The 17,153-nt window shown below is 67.5% G+C and carries 14 protein-coding genes and 1 pseudogene; 6 read left to right on the forward strand and 9 right to left on the reverse strand.

All coding sequences use genetic code 11. The features are described 5' to 3' along the window. Positions 1-24: 24 nt before the first annotated feature. Entirely contained in the window at positions 25-594 is a 570-nt protein-coding gene (locus DU502_RS16890; RefSeq protein WP_121921821.1) for a DoxX family protein, read from the reverse strand. A gap of 147 nt (positions 595-741) precedes the next feature. Here DU502_RS16890 and DU502_RS16895 point away from each other — a divergent pair, with 147 nt between their 5' ends. Continuing rightward, positions 742-1,761 carry a type II glyceraldehyde-3-phosphate dehydrogenase gene (locus DU502_RS16895; RefSeq protein ID WP_121921822.1) on the forward strand — a complete coding sequence of 340 codons (1,020 nt, stop codon included), beginning with the start codon at positions 742-744 and terminating at the stop codon, positions 1,759-1,761. Positions 1,762-1,940: 179 nt separating this feature from the next. Then, positions 1,941-2,153, forward strand: coding sequence for a hypothetical protein (locus tag DU502_RS16900; RefSeq protein ID WP_121921823.1), 213 nt, complete (start codon positions 1,941-1,943; stop codon positions 2,151-2,153). Between the two features lie 215 nt (positions 2,154-2,368). Here the strand turns inward: DU502_RS16900 and DU502_RS16905 are convergent, their stop codons facing one another. Continuing rightward, positions 2,369-3,577 (reverse strand): phosphoglycerate kinase, encoded by a 1,209-nt coding sequence (locus DU502_RS16905; RefSeq protein ID WP_121921824.1) that lies wholly within the window; start codon positions 3,575-3,577, stop codon positions 2,369-2,371. A 170-nt stretch (positions 3,578-3,747) separates the two neighbouring features. On the opposite strand from DU502_RS16905, the gene DU502_RS16910 reads away from it, so the two are divergent. Then, on the forward strand, positions 3,748-4,125 hold the full coding sequence (locus DU502_RS16910; RefSeq protein WP_121921825.1) for an Hsp20/alpha crystallin family protein: 378 nt from the start codon (positions 3,748-3,750) through the stop codon (positions 4,123-4,125). A gap of 5 nt (positions 4,126-4,130) precedes the next feature. On the opposite strand, the gene DU502_RS16915 is transcribed toward DU502_RS16910, so the two are convergent. The 5 genes and pseudogenes from DU502_RS16915 to nucS form a co-directional block, all read right to left on the reverse strand. Then, the gene (locus DU502_RS16915; RefSeq protein WP_121921826.1) at positions 4,131-4,994 is read right to left on the reverse strand and encodes an ATP-grasp domain-containing protein; all 864 of its coding nucleotides are present in this window, start codon (positions 4,992-4,994) and stop codon (positions 4,131-4,133) included. A gap of 54 nt (positions 4,995-5,048) precedes the next feature. Continuing rightward, positions 5,049-5,579, reverse strand: a complete 531-nt coding sequence (locus tag DU502_RS16920) for a 50S ribosomal protein L16 (protein WP_121921827.1) — start codon at positions 5,577-5,579, stop codon at positions 5,049-5,051. A 99-nt stretch (positions 5,580-5,678) separates the two neighbouring features. Further along, a pseudogene (arsN2, locus tag DU502_RS16925) lies at positions 5,679-6,011 on the reverse strand (arsenic resistance N-acetyltransferase ArsN2); the annotation flags it as partial. 112 nt (positions 6,012-6,123) lie between these two features. Beyond that, on the reverse strand, positions 6,124-8,817 hold the full coding sequence (gene ppc / locus DU502_RS16930) for a phosphoenolpyruvate carboxylase (RefSeq protein ID WP_121921828.1): 2,694 nt from the start codon (positions 8,815-8,817) through the stop codon (positions 6,124-6,126). 96 nt (positions 8,818-8,913) lie between these two features. Then, positions 8,914-9,657, reverse strand: a complete 744-nt coding sequence (gene nucS / locus DU502_RS16935) for an endonuclease NucS (RefSeq protein ID WP_121921829.1) — start codon at positions 9,655-9,657, stop codon at positions 8,914-8,916. 103 nt (positions 9,658-9,760) lie between these two features. On the opposite strand from nucS, the gene DU502_RS16940 reads away from it, so the two are divergent. After that, positions 9,761-10,513: a DICT sensory domain-containing protein gene (locus DU502_RS16940; protein ID WP_121921830.1), complete on the forward strand. Its 753-nt coding sequence runs from the start codon at positions 9,761-9,763 to the stop codon at positions 10,511-10,513. Here DU502_RS16940 and DU502_RS16945 read toward each other — a convergent pair. Further along, positions 10,510-11,706 (reverse strand): MFS transporter, encoded by a 1,197-nt coding sequence (locus DU502_RS16945; RefSeq protein WP_121921831.1) that lies wholly within the window; start codon positions 11,704-11,706, stop codon positions 10,510-10,512. The genes DU502_RS16940 and DU502_RS16945 overlap by 4 nt on opposite strands. Positions 11,707-11,820: 114 nt before the next feature. Here DU502_RS16945 and DU502_RS16950 point away from each other — a divergent pair, with 114 nt between their 5' ends. Next, positions 11,821-14,784 (forward strand): FAD-binding and (Fe-S)-binding domain-containing protein, encoded by a 2,964-nt coding sequence (locus DU502_RS16950; RefSeq protein ID WP_121921832.1) that lies wholly within the window; start codon positions 11,821-11,823, stop codon positions 14,782-14,784. Positions 14,785-14,833: 49 nt separating this feature from the next. Then, positions 14,834-16,099, forward strand: coding sequence for a CaiB/BaiF CoA transferase family protein (locus DU502_RS16955; RefSeq protein ID WP_121921833.1), 1,266 nt, complete (start codon positions 14,834-14,836; stop codon positions 16,097-16,099). Here DU502_RS16955 and DU502_RS16960 read toward each other — a convergent pair. Continuing rightward, the gene (locus DU502_RS16960) at positions 16,096-17,151 is read right to left on the reverse strand and encodes an isocitrate/isopropylmalate dehydrogenase family protein (RefSeq protein WP_121921834.1); all 1,056 of its coding nucleotides are present in this window, start codon (positions 17,149-17,151) and stop codon (positions 16,096-16,098) included. The two genes, DU502_RS16955 and DU502_RS16960, sit on opposite strands and share 4 nt — an antisense overlap. Between the last annotated feature and the right edge of the window lie 2 nt (positions 17,152-17,153).

Genomic DNA, 17,153 nt, shown 5'->3' on the forward strand with positions numbered 1-17,153 from the left:
GGGGTTAGCCCTTACCCTTACCGTTCAGCCGAGGAAGTACCGCAGCCAGCGGTTGTTCTGCACGACGCTCGTCCCTTCGAGGTAGGCGTCGACGCCGAGGATGCGGCCGGCGCCGAACGCTCCCAGCCCGAACAGGAGGACCGCGTAGACGAGGTGGTCGTCGACGACCCAGCCGTGGGCGACGGGCAGACCGGCCAAGGGACCGCCAGTCAGCGACGCCAGCCAGTAAAACAGCATCATGATCGCGCCCCAGAACGCGCTCCAGCGGACGAACGCACCGACGATGAGCGCCAGTCCGGTCAAGGTCAGCCCCCACATGTTCAGCGCGTCGATGAGCGGGTTCCCGGCCATGCTCGACCAGAAGCCGATCAGCGGGTTCCCATCGGGGACGTTCATCAGGTAACCTGCCGCCGTCCAGTCGTTGTCGGGGTTGGCGTCGAGGTAGGTGAGGACTTTCGTGATCCCACCCTGGAACAGTGTCCAACCCATGACGAGCCGGAGGAGAAACAGGGAGTACCCGACCCAGTGCTCCGAATACTCGAAGGTGACCGGCCGTCCGAGGATCTCGGTTTCGAGCGTGTCGCGTGTCGACATGAGAGGACCATTCACTTGATCGACACATAAGCAAGTAGCCTTTTTGCATAGATCGAGAGTCAGCGGACGGCGGGCCTGCGGCGCCGACGCGGGGGTCGAGCGGCGTGGCTCGAAACGATTATGCCCGTCGCTACGCGACTGCGCGATATGATTCAGGTCGGCGTCAACGGCTACGGAACCATCGGCAAACGCGTCGCGGACGCAGTCGCGGCACAACCGGACATGGAACTCGTCGGCGTCGCCAAGACGCGTCCGAACTTCGAGGCGGAGACGGCCGTGCGCAAGGCCTACCCGCTCTACGCCGCCGTTCCGGAACGCGTCGACCGCTTCGCCGAGGAGGGACTGGAACTCGCGGGCGAGGTGGACGAACTCGTGGCCGCGGCGGACGTGATCGTCGACTGCACCCCCTCGGGCATCGGCGCCGAGAACGCCTCGCTGTACGAGGACCACGACACCCCCACCATCTTCCAGGGCGGCGAAGACGCCGACGTGGCCGAGGTGAGCTTCAACGCCCGCGCCAACTACGCCGACGCGGTCGGGGCCGACTCCGCGCGCGTCGTCTCCTGTAACACCACCGGCCTCTCTCGCATCCTCGCCCCACTGGAGGAAGAGTGGGGCGTCGAGAAGGCGCGCGTCACGCTGGTGCGCCGCGGCGGCGACCCCGGCCAGACCGACCGTGGCCCCATCGACGACATCCTCCCCGACCCCGTCACCATCCCCTCGCATCACGGTCCCGACGTGAACACCATCTTCCCCGACCTCGACATCGACACGCTGGGGATGAAGGTGCCGGCGACGCTGATGCACACCCATAGCGTCAACGTCACGCTCGAATCCGAGGCGGACGCCGAGGACGTCCTCGACCGCTTCGCCGACGAGACCCGCCTGTTCCTGATCCCGCCCGGCGCCGACATCGACGGCTCGGGCAAACTCAAGGAGTTCGCCCACGACACCGGCCGACCGCGAGGCGACCTCTGGGAGAACTGCATCTGGGCCGAGTCGGTCACGGTCGAGGGCCGCGATCTCTATCTGTTCCAGGCGATCCACCAGGAGAGCGACGTGGTGCCCGAGAACGTGGACGCGATCCGCGCCCTCAGCGGTGACGCCGACGCCGCCGAGAGCCGGCGGACGACCGAAGACGCGATGGGCGTCGGTATCGACTACTGAGGTCGTACTCGGTGGGGAATCGGAACGGCACGGCGGTACCGACCGAACTCCATCGACCGTTCGAAACGCGACGAGCGACGCGTATCGAATGGAGCGGACGCGGCTGGTGCGAGGCTGTCATTATCAGCGAATGGAACGGAGTGAGAATCTTTAACATGGTTAAGACGAAGCGCCAGAGTATGACCGAGACCACGATCGACACGGTGCGGACGCTGCTGGAAAGCTCCGTAGCTGAAACCGACGATCCGGAAGTTCATTTCAAACTCCGGACGGCGCTTCAACTTCTCGCCGTCATCGATAGACAACAGGAGGTGGCGAGTGAAGCGTTAGAGAACGCCGAAATCGAGGCTAAAACCCGCGAAAATCTCCGCGAACTGGGATACCTGAACTAATCACGTCCCGCGTCCAGCGAACGGTTCGACTCACAGTGAGTGTCGTAGCCAACCGGAGGTCGAGCGATCCTCGGCTATAGTAGCCTTTGTAAGTCATCGCACACCTGATCGCACGCAGTCTGGCGATCAGGTGTGCAAACAGTTCCAAACGCTACTATAGATACAGGAGCAGGAGTCTCACGGAGCGACCCTGCGAACGCCGACGATACCCGCTATCAGCAGTCGTCCTGCGCCATCACTTCGACCGCGGGCAAGGACTGCCCGGTGAGCGCGCGAACGTAGGCGCCGCCGGCGATGGAGACGTGCGAGAAGTACTCCTCGTCGAGTCCGTAGAGTTCGATGGCACGGGAGGTGTCGCCGCCGCCGATGACCGAAAAGCAGTCCGTGGTGGCGATGGCCTCGAGGAGGCCCACGGTGCCGTCGGCGAAGCGTTCGTCCTCGAAGACGCCGAGAGCGCCCTTGACGAACACCGCCGCCGACTCCTCGATCACGTCCGCGTAGCGCTCGACCGTCTGCGATCCCACGTCGAGGAGCGGCTGGGTCTTCTCCACGCCCTCGACGGGAATTTCGGCGCGTTCGCCGTCGTCGGTTTCGTACGCCAGATCGACGGGAAGGAGGATACGGTTGCCACGCTCCGCGAGGAGGTCGCGGATGCGCGCCTCGTTGTTCTCCCACTGGTGGTCGTACAGTTCCCCGTCGCCCACGTCGTAGCCCACGTCGTAGCCGGCGGCGCGGAGGAAGAGTTCGCCGACGATCCCGCCGAGGAGGTAGTGGTCGATTTCGTCGTCGAGCGCGCTCATCACGTCGATCACGTCGGTCGCTTTCGCGCCGCCGAGCACCATCGTCACCGGGCCGTCGAACTCCCGGTTGGCGATGCTGGTGTTGGCCTCGTACTCCGCCTGCATGACGCGCCCGGCGTACGAGGGAAGGACGAGCGGGAAGCCCACGAGCGAGGCGTGGGACCGGTGGGCCGCCGAGTACGCGTCGTCGACGTAGCAGTCGAACTCGGGGGCGAGCGTCCGGACGAACTCGCTGTCGGCGTGTTCCTCCGGGGGTTTCTCCGGCAGTTCGTCGTCGCACATCCGGACGTTCTCGAGCAAGAGTACCTCGCCGGCGTCGAGCGAGCGGATGGCGTCGATAGCCGCCTCGCCGCAGATGTCGTCGACGAACGCGACCGGCGTCTCGACGTACTCCGCGAGGAGGTCCGCGTGCTGGTCGAGTGAGACGAAGGAGTCCCGTCCCGGCCGACCCTGGTGAGCCATCACGACGACACGGTGTCCGGCCTCGACGAGTTCCCGGACGGTCCGGGCGTGGCGCGCGAACCGCCGGTTGTCCTTGACGATGCCGTCCTCGACCGGCGAGTTGAGATCGAGTCGGACGAGGACGCGTTTCCCGGACCCGATATCGTCGAGCGTCTTGAACATGTGCCTCGACTCACCGATGGATGGTCGAGTATTTCAAACGGGCGATTCCGCCCGAACGATTGTGTCATAGAGTGTCGTGAGTCGCCGCCGCGAGCGGCTATCACGATTGCCCCCTGTCACTCGCTACCGGGGACAGAAAGCTTTTGAGCGGGAGTAGCCTACGATGGTTCATGAGAGGCGACGACCGTGACGACCCGTTCGGCGACATTTTCGACGAGATCGAACGGATGATGAACGAGATGACCGGTGCCGGTACCGTCGGCGACGGCTCTGGTTTCACCTCCGAGACCCACGTGGACATCTACGAGGAAGACGATCAGGTGCGACTCGTCGCCGACCTCCCGGGCGTCGAGAAAGACGCCATCGAACTGAAGTGTGACGGGAAGACCCTCACCATCAGCGCCGCCTCCCCGCACCGCGAGTACGACGAACGCATCCGCCTGCCCGCCCGCGTCGACGAACACTCCGCCTCGGCCAGTTTCAACAACGGCGTCCTCGAAGTCACCGTCGACAAGGTCGGCGACTCCGCCGCCATCGACGTCGAGTAGCGGCCCTATTCTCTCGCCGTCCGTCGAATCAATCCCGCCAGCCGGTCGTAGAAGTCGTCGACGTATTTCGTGGCCGAATCGACCGTCGGCCGCGCGTTCGTCTCCGCCACGACGACCCGGTCGTCCGTGACGAGGAGGTCGACGCCGAGGTAGTCGATGTCGAGAGCGTCGGCCGTCCGCTCCGCGAGCCGCCGATACTCGTCGGGCAGGTCGACGCCCACCGCCTCCGCGCCGCGGTGGACGTTGTGCTTCCAGCGGCCATCCTCGCGGTCCGCGTCGGACAGGCGGCGCTCGACCGCGCCCGCGTACGCCCCGTCGACGACCATCACCCGGTAGTCGCGAGCGTCGGGCAGGTACTCCTGCAGGAGGAAGGTCTTGTCTCCCGTCGCGCGGTAGTCGTGGACCAGATCGAGGTAGTCGACGATCCCGAGCAGAGAGTCGAGGTCCGTCGCCTTCGCCACGCCGGTCCCGCGGGTCGTCGAGTTGGGCTTGACGACGACCGGCCAGTCGAACCCTTCCATCGCGGCGACGAGATCGGCCTCGTCGACGGGCGTGGCCACCATCGTCGTCTTCGGCACCGGCAGGTCGGCGGCGCCGAGCGTCGTGAGGACGCCACCCTTGTTCCGGGAGGAGAGGATCGCCTCGCGGCCGTTCACCCACGAGAGGTTGTGGAGCGCGGCGAGCGCGTCGCCGGACTGGGTTCGGGAGGGGTAGACGAAGCCGACATCGAACGTCTCGGCGGGCGGGGCGTCGAGCCGAATCGTCCGTCCCTCTGCGGGGAGGTGAGCGACTTCGATGTCGCGGGCGGCGAGCGGATCGCGCAGGCGGTCGAACGTCTCGGCCCGGGAGGTCACCGCGAGACGGAGCATACGCTCGCTGGGGAAGGAGAACGGAAAAGTTCGCGGGTCACGTCGGCTAGCCGATCAGGCGACGAGCAGTTCTTCGCCCTTCTCGACGACGATGCGACACGGCGGCGAAATCTTGTTGTACGAACGCCGGAAGGCGTCCTTGACCGTGTCCGCGTCCTCCGGGTTGCAGTAGCAGGTGAAGACGGTCTCGTTCGCCTGGATGCGCGCGGCGGTGCCGACCGGCTTGCCGAACGCCTGCCGCATCCCGTCGGAGACACGGTCCGCACCCGCACCCGTCGCCTGCTTGTTCTCGCGGATGACGTGGTGGGGGAACTTCCGGAGGACCATCTTGTAGTTCTCCTGGCCGACCAACTTCAGGAGGCGGCGGTTGGCGGAGAGCCGCGAAGCTTCGAGGGCGCCGTGACGAATCTGGCACTCCTCCTCGACTTCGAGGCTGATGTGGACCGGGTAGTCCTCGGGACCGGTCTGGAGGTTACCCATGTTGTGCTGTGCGATCTTGGAGCCCGGGATGCCCGTGATGTACTCGCGTCGCGTGTACGAGGGCTTGCTGATCTCCCGGTACATCGAGGCGGGTTTGTCGGTCATGGTTACTTGTCAAAGTCGAAGCCGAGGCGGTGAATAAAGCCTTCGATGCCGCACGGCGGCCGTAGCGGCCGCCGAGACGGTCGATTGCGGCGTGGCCGGCTACAGCGACTTCCGCATACAGGTCGCCGTCGCCGGACAGAGATCCGCGAATTCGGTCGTCCCGCGGATGACTGCCGGAGCGGCCGTCCGATCGATCGGCTCGTAATTTCGCGCCGCGAAGAACGTCGACACCGTCGTCGTGAGGAGGTAGAGCGTCTCGACGCCGTTCGCCCGGGCCTTCGACTCCAACGCCTCGCAGAGTCCGTTCCCGTACCCGTTCCCGCGTTTCGCGGCCTCGACGACGACCGACCGGAGGAGTCCGACGGTGCCGTAGCGTTCGAGGCCACCGACCCCGATCCGCTCGCCCTCGGCCGTCGCGTAGTGAAAATCCGCCGGATGGGTTCGGACGTCTCGAACGGGGAGGCCGTTCCGTTCGAGGAGGCTCTCGACGTAGTCGAGCGCCGCCGTTCCGGGGGTGGAGCGTCACCGAGGGCATCCGTCCCGATCAGCCCGTACTCTTCATCCCCGCCGCGATGCCCTTGACCGTCAGCCGGAGGGTGCGCTCCTCGGAGGGCGTGCGGTCGTCGCGGGCCAGCAGGCGCGTTTGCAGGAAGTTCAGCGGGTCGACGTAGGGGTTGCGCCGGTCGAGACTCTCGCGGAGCCACGGTCGCCGAAGCGGGTCGTCGCGGCCCGTGATGTCGAGGACGAGTTCGACGGCGCGTTCGTGTTCCGAGCGGATGCGCGGGAAGAAGCGTTCGCGCAACTCCGCGGGCGCGAGGTTCGCGTACTCCTCGGCAATCTCCATGTCCGTCTTCGCCATCGCCTGCGCGGCGTTGTCGAGGGTCGTCCGGAAGAACGGCCAGCGCTCGTACATCTTCCGGAGCGTCTCCATCGACCCGCCGTCGTCGAGATAGGCGTCGATACCCGTCGCCAGCCCGTACCACCCGGGGAGGATACACCGCGACTGCGTCCACGAGAACACCCACGGGATCGCCCGGAGGTCCTCGACGGTGCGCTCGCCCGACCGGGAAGCGGGACGCGACCCGAGGTTGAGATCCTCGATGACCGTGATTGGCGTCGCCGTCTCGAAGTAGGGGATGAAGCCGTCCGTCTCCAGCAGGTCGGTGTACGCCGTCCGCGCCGCGGGCGCCATCGTCTCCATCGCGTCGGTCCACGCGTCCGGCGTCTCCTTGATCGGCCCCTCCATCGACTGCTCTCTGGCGCGCATCTGTGCGTCCAGCATGCGTTCGAGGTTGCGCTCGGCGATCCGGGGGTTGCCGTACTTCTCGGCGATGGCCTCGCCCTGTTCGGTGAACTTGATCTCGCCGGTCACCGTCTCGATGGGCAGAGCAAGCATGGCCTCGTGCATCGGGCCGCCGCCGCGGGAGATAGAGCCGCCGCGGCCGTGGAACAGGCGCATCTGCACGCCGAACTCGTCGGTGATGTCCGCGAGGCGACGCTGGTTCCGGTAGAGGTCCCAGTTGGCCGCGAGGAAGCCGTTCTCCTTGTTCGAGTCGGAGTAGCCCAGCATGATCTCCTGCGTGTCTCCCCGGCAGGAGAGCGCGGCCGCGTACGCCTCGTTCTCGAACAGCGTTCCCATGATGCGCCGGGCGCCGTCGAGGGCGCTCTCCGTCTCCAGTAGCGGCACCACGTCGAGGCCGCTGTACTCGGGGAGGGAGACGACGCCCGCCTGATCGGCCAGAAACAGGACTTCGAGGACGTGGCTCGGCTCCTCGGTCATGCTGATGCAGTAGGTGTCGATGGCGTCGGCGCCGTACTCGCGCTGCCAGCGTTGGAGGGCGTCGAAGCGCTTGCAGACACGCTGGGTGGTGTCGCTCACGTCACCGGGGTTCGAGAGGTCGACCACGTCGGCGTCCTGCAGGATCGCCTCGGTCAACACGTCGATCCGACCCTCCTCGTCGAGGTCGCGGTACTCGACGCCCTGCCTCTCCAGCAACTCGCCGACCGTCTCGGTGTGGTTCTTCTGGTGGTCGCGCAGGTCGAGACTGGCGAGCGCGAAGCCGAAGGTGTCGACCTTCCGAATCAGCGGTTCGACGTAGGCGTCCGCGATGGACTCGGCGTCGTTGAGCCGCAGGCTCTCGTCGATGGCTTCGAGGTCGTCGACGAGTTCCTCCGGCTCCCGATAGCCGCCGGGGCGCACGTCGTCGACGCGTTCGAGGCGTTCGCGCATCAGCTTCAGTTTCTGCCGGTAGAACTCGTGGGGGTAGCGTGCCTCGGCCTCGCTCGCCACCTCCGGGAAGCGCTCGCGGTCCGCGAGCAGCGACGCCTCGAACCGGTCGCCGGGCGTGATCCACGCCGCGTCCTGACTCAGGATGCCCGAGAGCCGCTTCAGTTCGTCGCGGTACTTCGAGAGGACGACCGACCGCTGGCGCTCCAGCGTCTCGCTCGTCACGTCGACGGTCACTGCGGGGTTGCCGTCGCGGTCGCTCCCCGCCCACGACCGGAACTCGAAGAGTTTGGGCACGTCCACCTCGGGGTACGACTCGGCGAGCGTCCCCTCCAGATCCGCGTACACGTCACCCACCACGTCGAACAGCGTGTTTTCGAGATACCACTGCACGTTCCGCGCCTCGTCTTCGGGTTCGGGCGCCCGGTCACGCACCTGTGGCGTCTGCCACAGGCTCGTCACCTCCGCTTCGAGGTGGTTCCACGATTTCCGGCGGTCGGCGTCGGTCAGCCGCCGCTCGTCGAGCGTCTCCAAAATCTGGGTGATCGTCCGGAGTTTCGCCTTGATCGTCTTGCGGTGGGCCTCCGTCGGGTGCGCGGTGAACGTCGGCTGGATGAGCACGTCGTCGAGGACCTGCTGGACCGTCTCGGCGTCGGCGTCGCGCTCAATCAGCGAGGCGATCGTCTCGGTCTGGCTGTCCTCGATCCGCCCCTCCTGCTCGTCGCGGCGGATGGCGCGGACCCGTTCGCGCTCCTCCGCGAGGTTGATGAGTTCGAAGTAGGCGGTGAACGCGCGGGCGGCGGCTCCCTCCAGATCGGAGTCGAGCGAGCCCAGTGCCGTCCGCAAGGGTTCACGCGATGGGAGCGTGCCGTCGCGGTAGTCGATCGCCGCCGTACGGAGATCCTCGACGGCCTCGAACGCCGCCGTCGAGGACTGTACCTCCAGTACGTCGCCGAGGAGCGCCCCGAGTTCGCGGACGTCCTGTCGGACCGTTCGGTGGTGAAGATCCATTGCTCGTGGGTTCCGGGAGCAATCACATTAAACGCCGGGATGACGCAGGATTGGCGCCGAGACGGCCGTTTCGCGGTTCGTCGAGATGGCCGACCGTCACGCGTCGTCTTCGGGCGGCCGACCGGTCGCCGGATCGAGCGCGGCGAACTCCAGTCCCTCCTGCTCCAGAAGCGCCGCCGCCCGGTCGGTGACCGAGGGAGCGACGAGCACGCCCCGAATCTCTACCCCGTCACCGAGTTCGCGGCCGAGCGCGTCGACGTAGCGGCGGAGCTGGCCGACGGCGTCCGGACCCACGCGCCGGCGCTTCAACTCGACGACGACCGGCCGACCCTGCGCGTCCTCCCCGAACACGTCCATCGGTCCCGCCTCGGTCTCGCGTTCGGTCGCGTGCGGTTCGAAGCCGGGGGCGATCCGCTCCGGGTGGTCGAGGACGTGTTCTTTCAGGTCGGCCTCGCTCCCCTGCAGGTCGAGGTCGTCGGGATCGGTCACGTCGTAGGCGGCGAGATGGTGGACGCGGTCGAAGCGCACGTCGAGGAGTTCCTCCGGCGACCGGCGGACGCTCCGCACCCGAAGCCGCCCGTCACGGACGCTGGCGAAGTGGTCACAGCCCGGCGGCTGCCAGTTGACCGGCGTGCGGCCCTCGTCGGTGTGGACGAGCGCCGAGCCGTCGGGTTTGAGGAGGAGGAGGCGGTCGCCGGGACCGAGACTGCTCGACGCGCGGCCGTCGTACTCGACGGTACAGCGGCCGAAGACGGTGATGAGGTCACCTCGCTGGAAAGCGTCTTCGAGGTGGGTCAGCGCGTCCCGGTGGGCCGGGCGGTGGAGCGTCGTGACCGGCATCGATCCGTCGACCGTAGGCCGGGGGCGTACAAAAGGAACGCGTCGCGATTCGTGGGTCAGCGGCATAAAAGCACAAATAGCGCCCGCCCGTGTATTCGTCCGAATGGGGCTGTTCGAACTCATCGCCACGGTCGACGCCGAGGAGAAGACGCTGACGGTGTTCAACCCCGAAGCAGGCGTGGCGACGGCACTCCGCGAACATTTCGCCGACCGCAACCTCGCCATCGAGGAAGCGACGAGCGACGCTGGGCCCCGTAACTACGCCGTGTTGAGCCGCGACGACCAGTTTCTCGCTGCCCTCGACGTGAGCGATGTCCTCGGCGACCGGAAGGGCGTCGCCCCCGGCTTCACCCGCGAGACGTACGAGGTGGTGCTGGACGAACTCGACGAGACGATGTTCACCTCCTACGACACCGAGCGGATGATCGCGGCCTCGAAGGAGATCGAGGACCGCGCCTGGCGCGGCGCGTCGGGGGAACTCCACGCCGGCTTCCAGACCTGTAGCCGGTTCGCGTCGCAGGCCGACGTGTACGACCACATCGCGCGCCGCGGGAGCCTCGACGTCCACGTCTACGCCCACCCGGAGGGGAGCGGCGACTTCGAGTCGCCGGCCGGGCCGACGCTCCACCTGTCGACCGCGACCGAGATCCACGACACGTGGTTCGTCGCGTACGACGGCGGGGGCGTGGAGGCCGCGAAATGTGCGCTACTGGCGGAGGAGCGGATGCCGGGGTCGTTCTACGGCTTCTGGACCTACGATCCCGAGACCGTCGACGAGCTCGTCGACCACCTCCGAACCACGTACGCGATCCCCGAAGCCGACGGACGGGCAGCCGACCGCGGTCCGGACGACTAGGGCCGGGCTTCGATGGCGACGACGACGGCCGCGACGAGGAGCGCCGCGGCGAGCGCCCCGAAGGCGGTGGTGTAGTCGGTGCGTTCGGCCACGAACCCGATGAAGGAGGGGCCGAGCGCGCCGAACCCGATGTACGTAGTGCGCGCGAGGCCGAGATCGGCGCCCATGCTCGCGGTGGGGAACACGTCCATCAGGTACGACTGCATCACCGGCGGGAAGGCCATGAGGCCGGTGGCGAAGACGACGGTGGCGACGCCGACGGCGAGTGGCGTCTCGGCGGCGAGGAGGCCGACGAGGGCGACGGCACCGAGCGCGAGCGTCCCGGCGGCGACGGGCGCCCGCCGCACCCGGTCCGCGAGGCGGCCGGCGGTCGGCTTCACCAGCGCGCCGACGACGAAGAGGCCGGCGAAGCCCGCACTGGCGAATTCGGGTGAGAACCCCTTGTCGAGTTGGAGCAGGGTGGGCAGGAAGCCGGCCGTCCCCTGCCACGCGAACGCGAAGAGACAGTACGCGAAGAGGAGCCGTCGGGTGCGGGCGGTGGCGAACAGGCGGCCGACGGTCGCGCGCACGTCGAGGTCGACGGCTGCGACGTGGTACGACTCGCGGCTCGTCGCGTGGAGGACGACGGCGACGAGGACGAGGACGGCGACGACAGGCAGGAACGCGGCCCGCCACGTCGCGACGGCGAGGGCGGCGACTGCGAGACCCGCGGCGACGCCGCCGCCGAGGTCACCCGAGGCGGTGTGTAATCCGAACGCGCCCCCGCGTTTCGCCTCGAAGTGATCCGAGATGAGTGCGCGAGCGGCGGTCGGGTAGAGGCCGGCGCCGACGCCGACGACGGCCGCCCCGAGCAGGAAGAGCGGGTAGGAGACGGCGACGGCGAGGACGGCGAATCCCGCGGCGGCGATCGTCAGCCCCGCCACCAGTAGCGTCTTGCGCGTGAGGCGGTCCGAGAGACGGCCGCTCGGGAACTGACCGAGCGCGTACAGCCCCCACAGCACGGAGAGGGCGATCCCGGCGCGGAAGGGCGTGATGGCGAGGTCGTCGATGAGCGACGGGAGGAGCGGCGAGAGGACGAGCCGTCCGCCCTGGATGGTGAGCCAGCCGAGCGAGACCAGCAGGAGGAGTCGGCCGCCGTAGCCGCCGAGGAGGCGCTCCTCCGATGTCGCGGTCGCTCCGACGTGGTCGGTCATAGCCCCCCAAACGACGCCACCCTACTTCAACCGTCGAGTCCCGGAAAGGTAGGTCGACGCGAGCGGCACTACCTTTACCACCGTCGACCCCGACCTACGCGTCGGACCAACACGATGGCCGAGCGCGATAGCTCCGCCGACGGCCCGGCGGCCGATCCACGAGCCAACTACCGCCACGGGAGCGAGTCGGTTCGCCGTCCCGGGCTGGCGGCCGACCTCGACGGACTGATCGCGGGCGAGGTGCGGTTCGACGACTACTCCCGCCAGTTGTACGCCACCGACGCGAGCATCTACGAGGTGACGCCCGTCGGCGTCGTCTTCCCCACGTCCACGGCGGACGTGGCCGCCGTGGTCGAGTACTGCGCCGACCGGGAGATTCCCGTCCTCCCGCGGGGTGGCGGCACCAGCCTCGCGGGGCAGGCCGTCAACGAGGCGGTCGTCCTCGATTTCACCCGCCACATGGACGCGGTGCTGTCGGTCGATCCGGACAGCCGGACGGCACGCACCCAGGCCGGTGCTGTCCTCGCGGAACTCAACCGAGCGCTCGACCCCCACGACCTGAAGTTCGCGCCCGATCCCTCGACGGCGAACCGGAGCGCCATGGGCGGGGCCGTCGGCAACAACACGACCGGCGCTCACTCGCTCCTGTACGGCAAGACCGACGCCTACGTGGAGGAACTCGAAGTCGTCCTCGCGGACGGCACGGTGACGACACTCGGCGAAGTGAGCCTCGACGAACTTCGGGCGGGCGCCGACCCCGACGGAACGCTCGAAGAGCGTCTCTACGCCGAAGCGTGGCGCATCGTCGACGAGGAGCGCGAGGCCGTCAACGAGCGCTTCCCCGACATCAAGCGGAACGTCTCGGGCTACAATCTGGATACGCTCGTCGCGGAGGCCGAAACGGGGTCGGTCAACCTCGCCCGCCTGATCGTCGGGAGCGAGGGCACCCTCGCCGTCGTGACCGAGGTGACGGTGTCGCTCGAACCCGTCCCCGAGACGACGGCGCTCGGCCTCCTGACCTACGACGGCCTGCTCGACGCGATGGCGGACGTGGACGACATTCTCGATCACGACCCGGCGGCACTCGAAGTGCTCGACGGCGTCCTCGTCGACCTGGCGCGCGACCTGGAGGAGTTCGCGGACGTGATCGACCTGCTCCCGGATCGGACGGATACGTTCCTGCTCGTGGAGTTCTACGCCGACAGCGACGCGGAGCGCCGCGAGAAAGTCGGTCGATTGCTCGACGACCGAGTGGGGGACCGCGCGTTCGACGGTCTCGAAGCCTACGATGAAGCCGATCAGCAGGACTTCTGGAAGATGCGCAAGGCGTCGACGCCGATCTTGCTCTCCCGAACCACCGACGCCAAACACATCGCGTTCGTCGAGGACGTGGCGGTGCCGCCGGCCCACCTGCCCGAGTTCATCGCCGACTTCCAGCGAGTGTTCGAGGACCACGACACCATCGGCAGTTTCTACGCGCACGCCGGCCCCGGGTGCATCCACGTCCGCCCGCTGGTCGACACGAAGACCGAGGAAGGGGTCGAGCGCCTCGAATCCATCGCGGACGCCGCGACCGACCTCGCGGTGCAGTACGACGGCGCCGTCTCGGGCGAACACGGCGACGGCCGGGCGCGCACGCAGTGGAACCGGAAACTGTACGGCGACCACCTCGTGAACGTGTTCCGCGACCTGAAGACGGCGGTCGACCCGGACTGGCTTCTCAACCCCGGCACCGTCTGTGGCGACGTGGATATGACCGAGAACCTGCGGTTCGACCCCGACTACGCGTTCGACGCTGGCTTCGATCCCGCCCTGAACTGGGACATCGACAACGGCTTTCAGGGGATGGCCGAACTCTGTCACGGCTGTGGCGACTGTCGTGGAACGCAGGAGACGACCGGCGGCGTCATGTGCCCCACCTACCGCGCCAGTCAGGAGGAGATCACCAGCACCCGCGGCCGGGCGAACCTGCTCCGGCAGGCGATGAGCGGCGATCTGGACGACGACGCCGCCGACGTGGAGTTCATGCACGAGGTGCTCGACCTCTGTATCGGCTGCAAGGGCTGTTCGAAGGACTGTCCGAGCGAGGTGGACCTCGCCAAGCTGAAAGTCGAAGTCGCCCACGAACACCACCAGCGCCACGGGTCGTCGCTTCGCGACAAACTGTTCGCGAACGTCGACGCACTGAACGCGCTGGGATCGGCGCTCGCGCCCGTCTCGAACTGGGCGGCGAAGGTTCCCGGCGCCCGCACGGTCGTGGAGAAGACCGTCGGTATCGCGAAAGAGCGCTCGCTTCCCACCTTCCACCGGGAGTCGTTAGTCGAGTGGTTCGACGCACGGGGAGGGGCGCAGGTGAGCGAGAGCGAGGCCGACCGCCGCGTCCTCCTCTTTCCCGACTCCTACACCACCTACAACGCGCCCGAGGCGGGGAAGGCCGCGGTGCGGGTGCTGGAGGCCGCAAACGTTCACGTCGCGATTCCCGACGACGTGACCGGAAGCGGTCGTCCGCCATTCTCGAAGGGCTTTCTCGACCGGGCCCGCGAACAGGCGCGAACGAACGTCGACGCCCTCGCGCCCCGCATCAGGGACGGCTGGGACGTGGTCGTCGTCGAACCCTCCGACGCGGTCATGTTCCAGTCCGACTACCACGACCTGCTGACCGGCGAGGATGTGGACACCGTGGCCGCCAACACGTACGGAATCATGGAGTATCTCGACGTCTTCCGGCTGGACGAGTCGCTCGCCCTCGATGCACCCGCCGAATCGCTGACCTACCACGGCCACTGCCACCAGAAGGCGACCCAGAAAGACCACCACGCCGTCGGCGTCCTCCGTCGGGCGGGCTACGTGGTCGACCCCCTCGATTCGGGCTGTTGCGGCATGGCTGGCTCCTTCGGCTACGAAGCCGAACACTTCTCGATGAGCAAAGCCATCGGCCACATTCTGTTCGAGCAAGTGGACGAGAGTCCGGGCGACCGGGTCGTCGCCCCCGGCGCCTCCTGTCGCACCCAACTCGAAGACCACTACGACGACGAACCCCCCACCCCCATCGAACTGCTCGCACAGGCGCTTCGATAGCTCCCGGGGACGCAGAAGGATTTTACTTGGGTCGGACGAGGGGTGGAGTATGAACGTGATCGACGGCGACGCCGCGGGTGGCATCCTCGACGACATCACGGTCGTGGACCTGACGACGTTCGTCACGGGCGGGTTCGCGACGCTGATGCTCGCCAATCAGGGTGCCGAAGTCATCAAGGTGGAACGACCCGGCGCGGGCGACGACAACCGACACTCCGGGCCGCCCTTTGTCGAGCCCGATCCGGACTACGACGGGCCGGGGCGCACCGCCGACGAGAACGGCGAGTCGCCCTACTTCTGGACGATCAACTACGACAAGCTAAGTGTCGAGTTCAACCTCAAAACGGAGTCGGGGCTGGAGGCGCTCTACGACCTCGTCGCCGAGGCCGACGTGGTGGTCGAGAACTTCCGCCCGGGGACGGCGGAGCGCCTCGGTATCGGCTACGACGACCTGCAGGAGGTGAACGACGACCTCGTCTACTGTTCCATCTCCGCGTTCGGGGAGACGGGACCGTGGAGCAGTCGCCCCGGCTACGACCTCCTCGTGCAGGGCACGAGCGGCATCATGTCGGTCACGGGGCCGGAGGACGGCGACCCGGTGAAGGTGGGCCTCCCCCAGACCGACCTCATCACAGCCATGTGGGCGGCGTTCGGCATCGTCGGTGCGCTCTTCCGGCGCGAGCGGACAGGCGAGGGCGACCGTCTCGAACTCGGGATGCACGACGCCGCGCTCCCGTGGCTGACGAAACAGGCCGGCAAGGCGTTCGTCGGGGAGGAACCGACGCGCATGGGCACCAAGGACCCCGTCCTCGCGCCGTATCAGACCTACCCCACCGCCGACGGCTACCTCAACGTCGGCTGCGCGAACCAGAAACTCTGGGGCGAACTCTGCGAAGCCATCGACCGCCCGGAACTCGCCGAGGACGACCGCTTCGCCACCAACCCCGACCGGGTCGAACACATGGACGAACTCGAAGCCGAACTCTCGGCCGTGTTCCGCGAGCGACCGACCGACGAGTGGGTCGACCTGCTGGCCGAGGACCACGGCCTCCCGGTCGCACCCGTCTACGACGTGCCGACCGCCCTCGACAACGAACAGACGGAGGCTCGGGGCACCATCCGCGAAATCGAGCATCCGGCGCTCGGGACGGTGCCGGTGATCGAACACCCGATCAACTACGAGAACGCGACGGCCGGGTTCGACGGGGCACCGCCACTGTTGGGCGAGGACACCGAAGCGATTCTGGGGGAACTCGGGTACGACGAGGAGGATATCGACCGTCTCCGCGACGACGGGGCGATTCCGGACGCCTAGAGCCGTTCTTCGAGATCCGCCGCCACGGCGTCCGTCGTCGAGTCGCCGCCCAGATCCGGCGTGCGCGGCGCGTCGGAATCGGCCAACTGTTCGGAGACCGCATCCCACAGCGCCGTCGCGGCCGTCTCCTCCCCGAGGTTGTCGAGGAGCATCGATCCCGAGAGCACCGTCGCGAGCGGGTTGGCGACGCCCTCCCCGGTGATGTCGAACGCGCTCCCGTGGACGGGTTCGAACATCGAGGGGTGATCGTTGCCGGGGTCGATGTTCGCCGAGGGTGCCAGTCCCATGCTCCCGGTGACGATGGCGCCGATGTCGGTGAGAATGTCGCCGAAGAGGTTCGAACAGACGACCACGTCGAACTCGTGGGGGCGGCGGATGAAGTCCATGCTCGCGGCGTCGACGAGGAGGCGTTCGACCTCCACGTCCGGGTACTCCTCGCTCACCTCGTCGACGATGTCGTCCCAGAAGACCATCCCGTGCGCCTGTGCGTTCGACTTCGTGACGTTCGTCAGGTGGCCGGAGCGCTCGGTGGCGGCGTCGAAGGCGGCGCGGACGATGCGTTCGGTGCCGCGGCGGGTGTAGACGGCGCTCTGGACGGCCACCTCGTTGGCGAAGCCCCGGTGTTCGCGCCCGCCCACGTCGGCGTACTCGCCCTCCGTGTTCTCGCGGAAGACCAGAATGTCGATATCGCCGCCTTCGTATCCTTTCAGCGGGCTGTCGACGCCGTCGAAGAGGATCGCCGGGCGCTTGCAGATCGACTGGTCGAAACCTTTGCGGATGGGGAGGAGGAGGCCGTTGAGCGTGATGTGGTCGGGGACGTCGGGGTGGCCGACCGCACCCAGCAGGATGGCGTCGTGGCTCGCGAGTGTGTCGAGGCCGTCGTCGGGCATCATCGCGCCCTCGTTCAGGTAGCGTTCGGTCCCCCAGTCGTAGCGCGTGGTCTCGATGTCGAACCCGTGTGCGGCGGCGGCGGCGTGGAGGAGCGGCATGGCTGCGTCCACGACCGTCGGTCCGATCCCGTCGCCGGGAATGAGCGCGATGTCGTACGACATGG

The sequence above is a fragment of the Haloplanus aerogenes genome (genome assembly GCF_003856835.1).
GTDB classification, from domain to species: domain Archaea; phylum Halobacteriota; class Halobacteria; order Halobacteriales; family Haloferacaceae; genus Haloplanus; species Haloplanus aerogenes.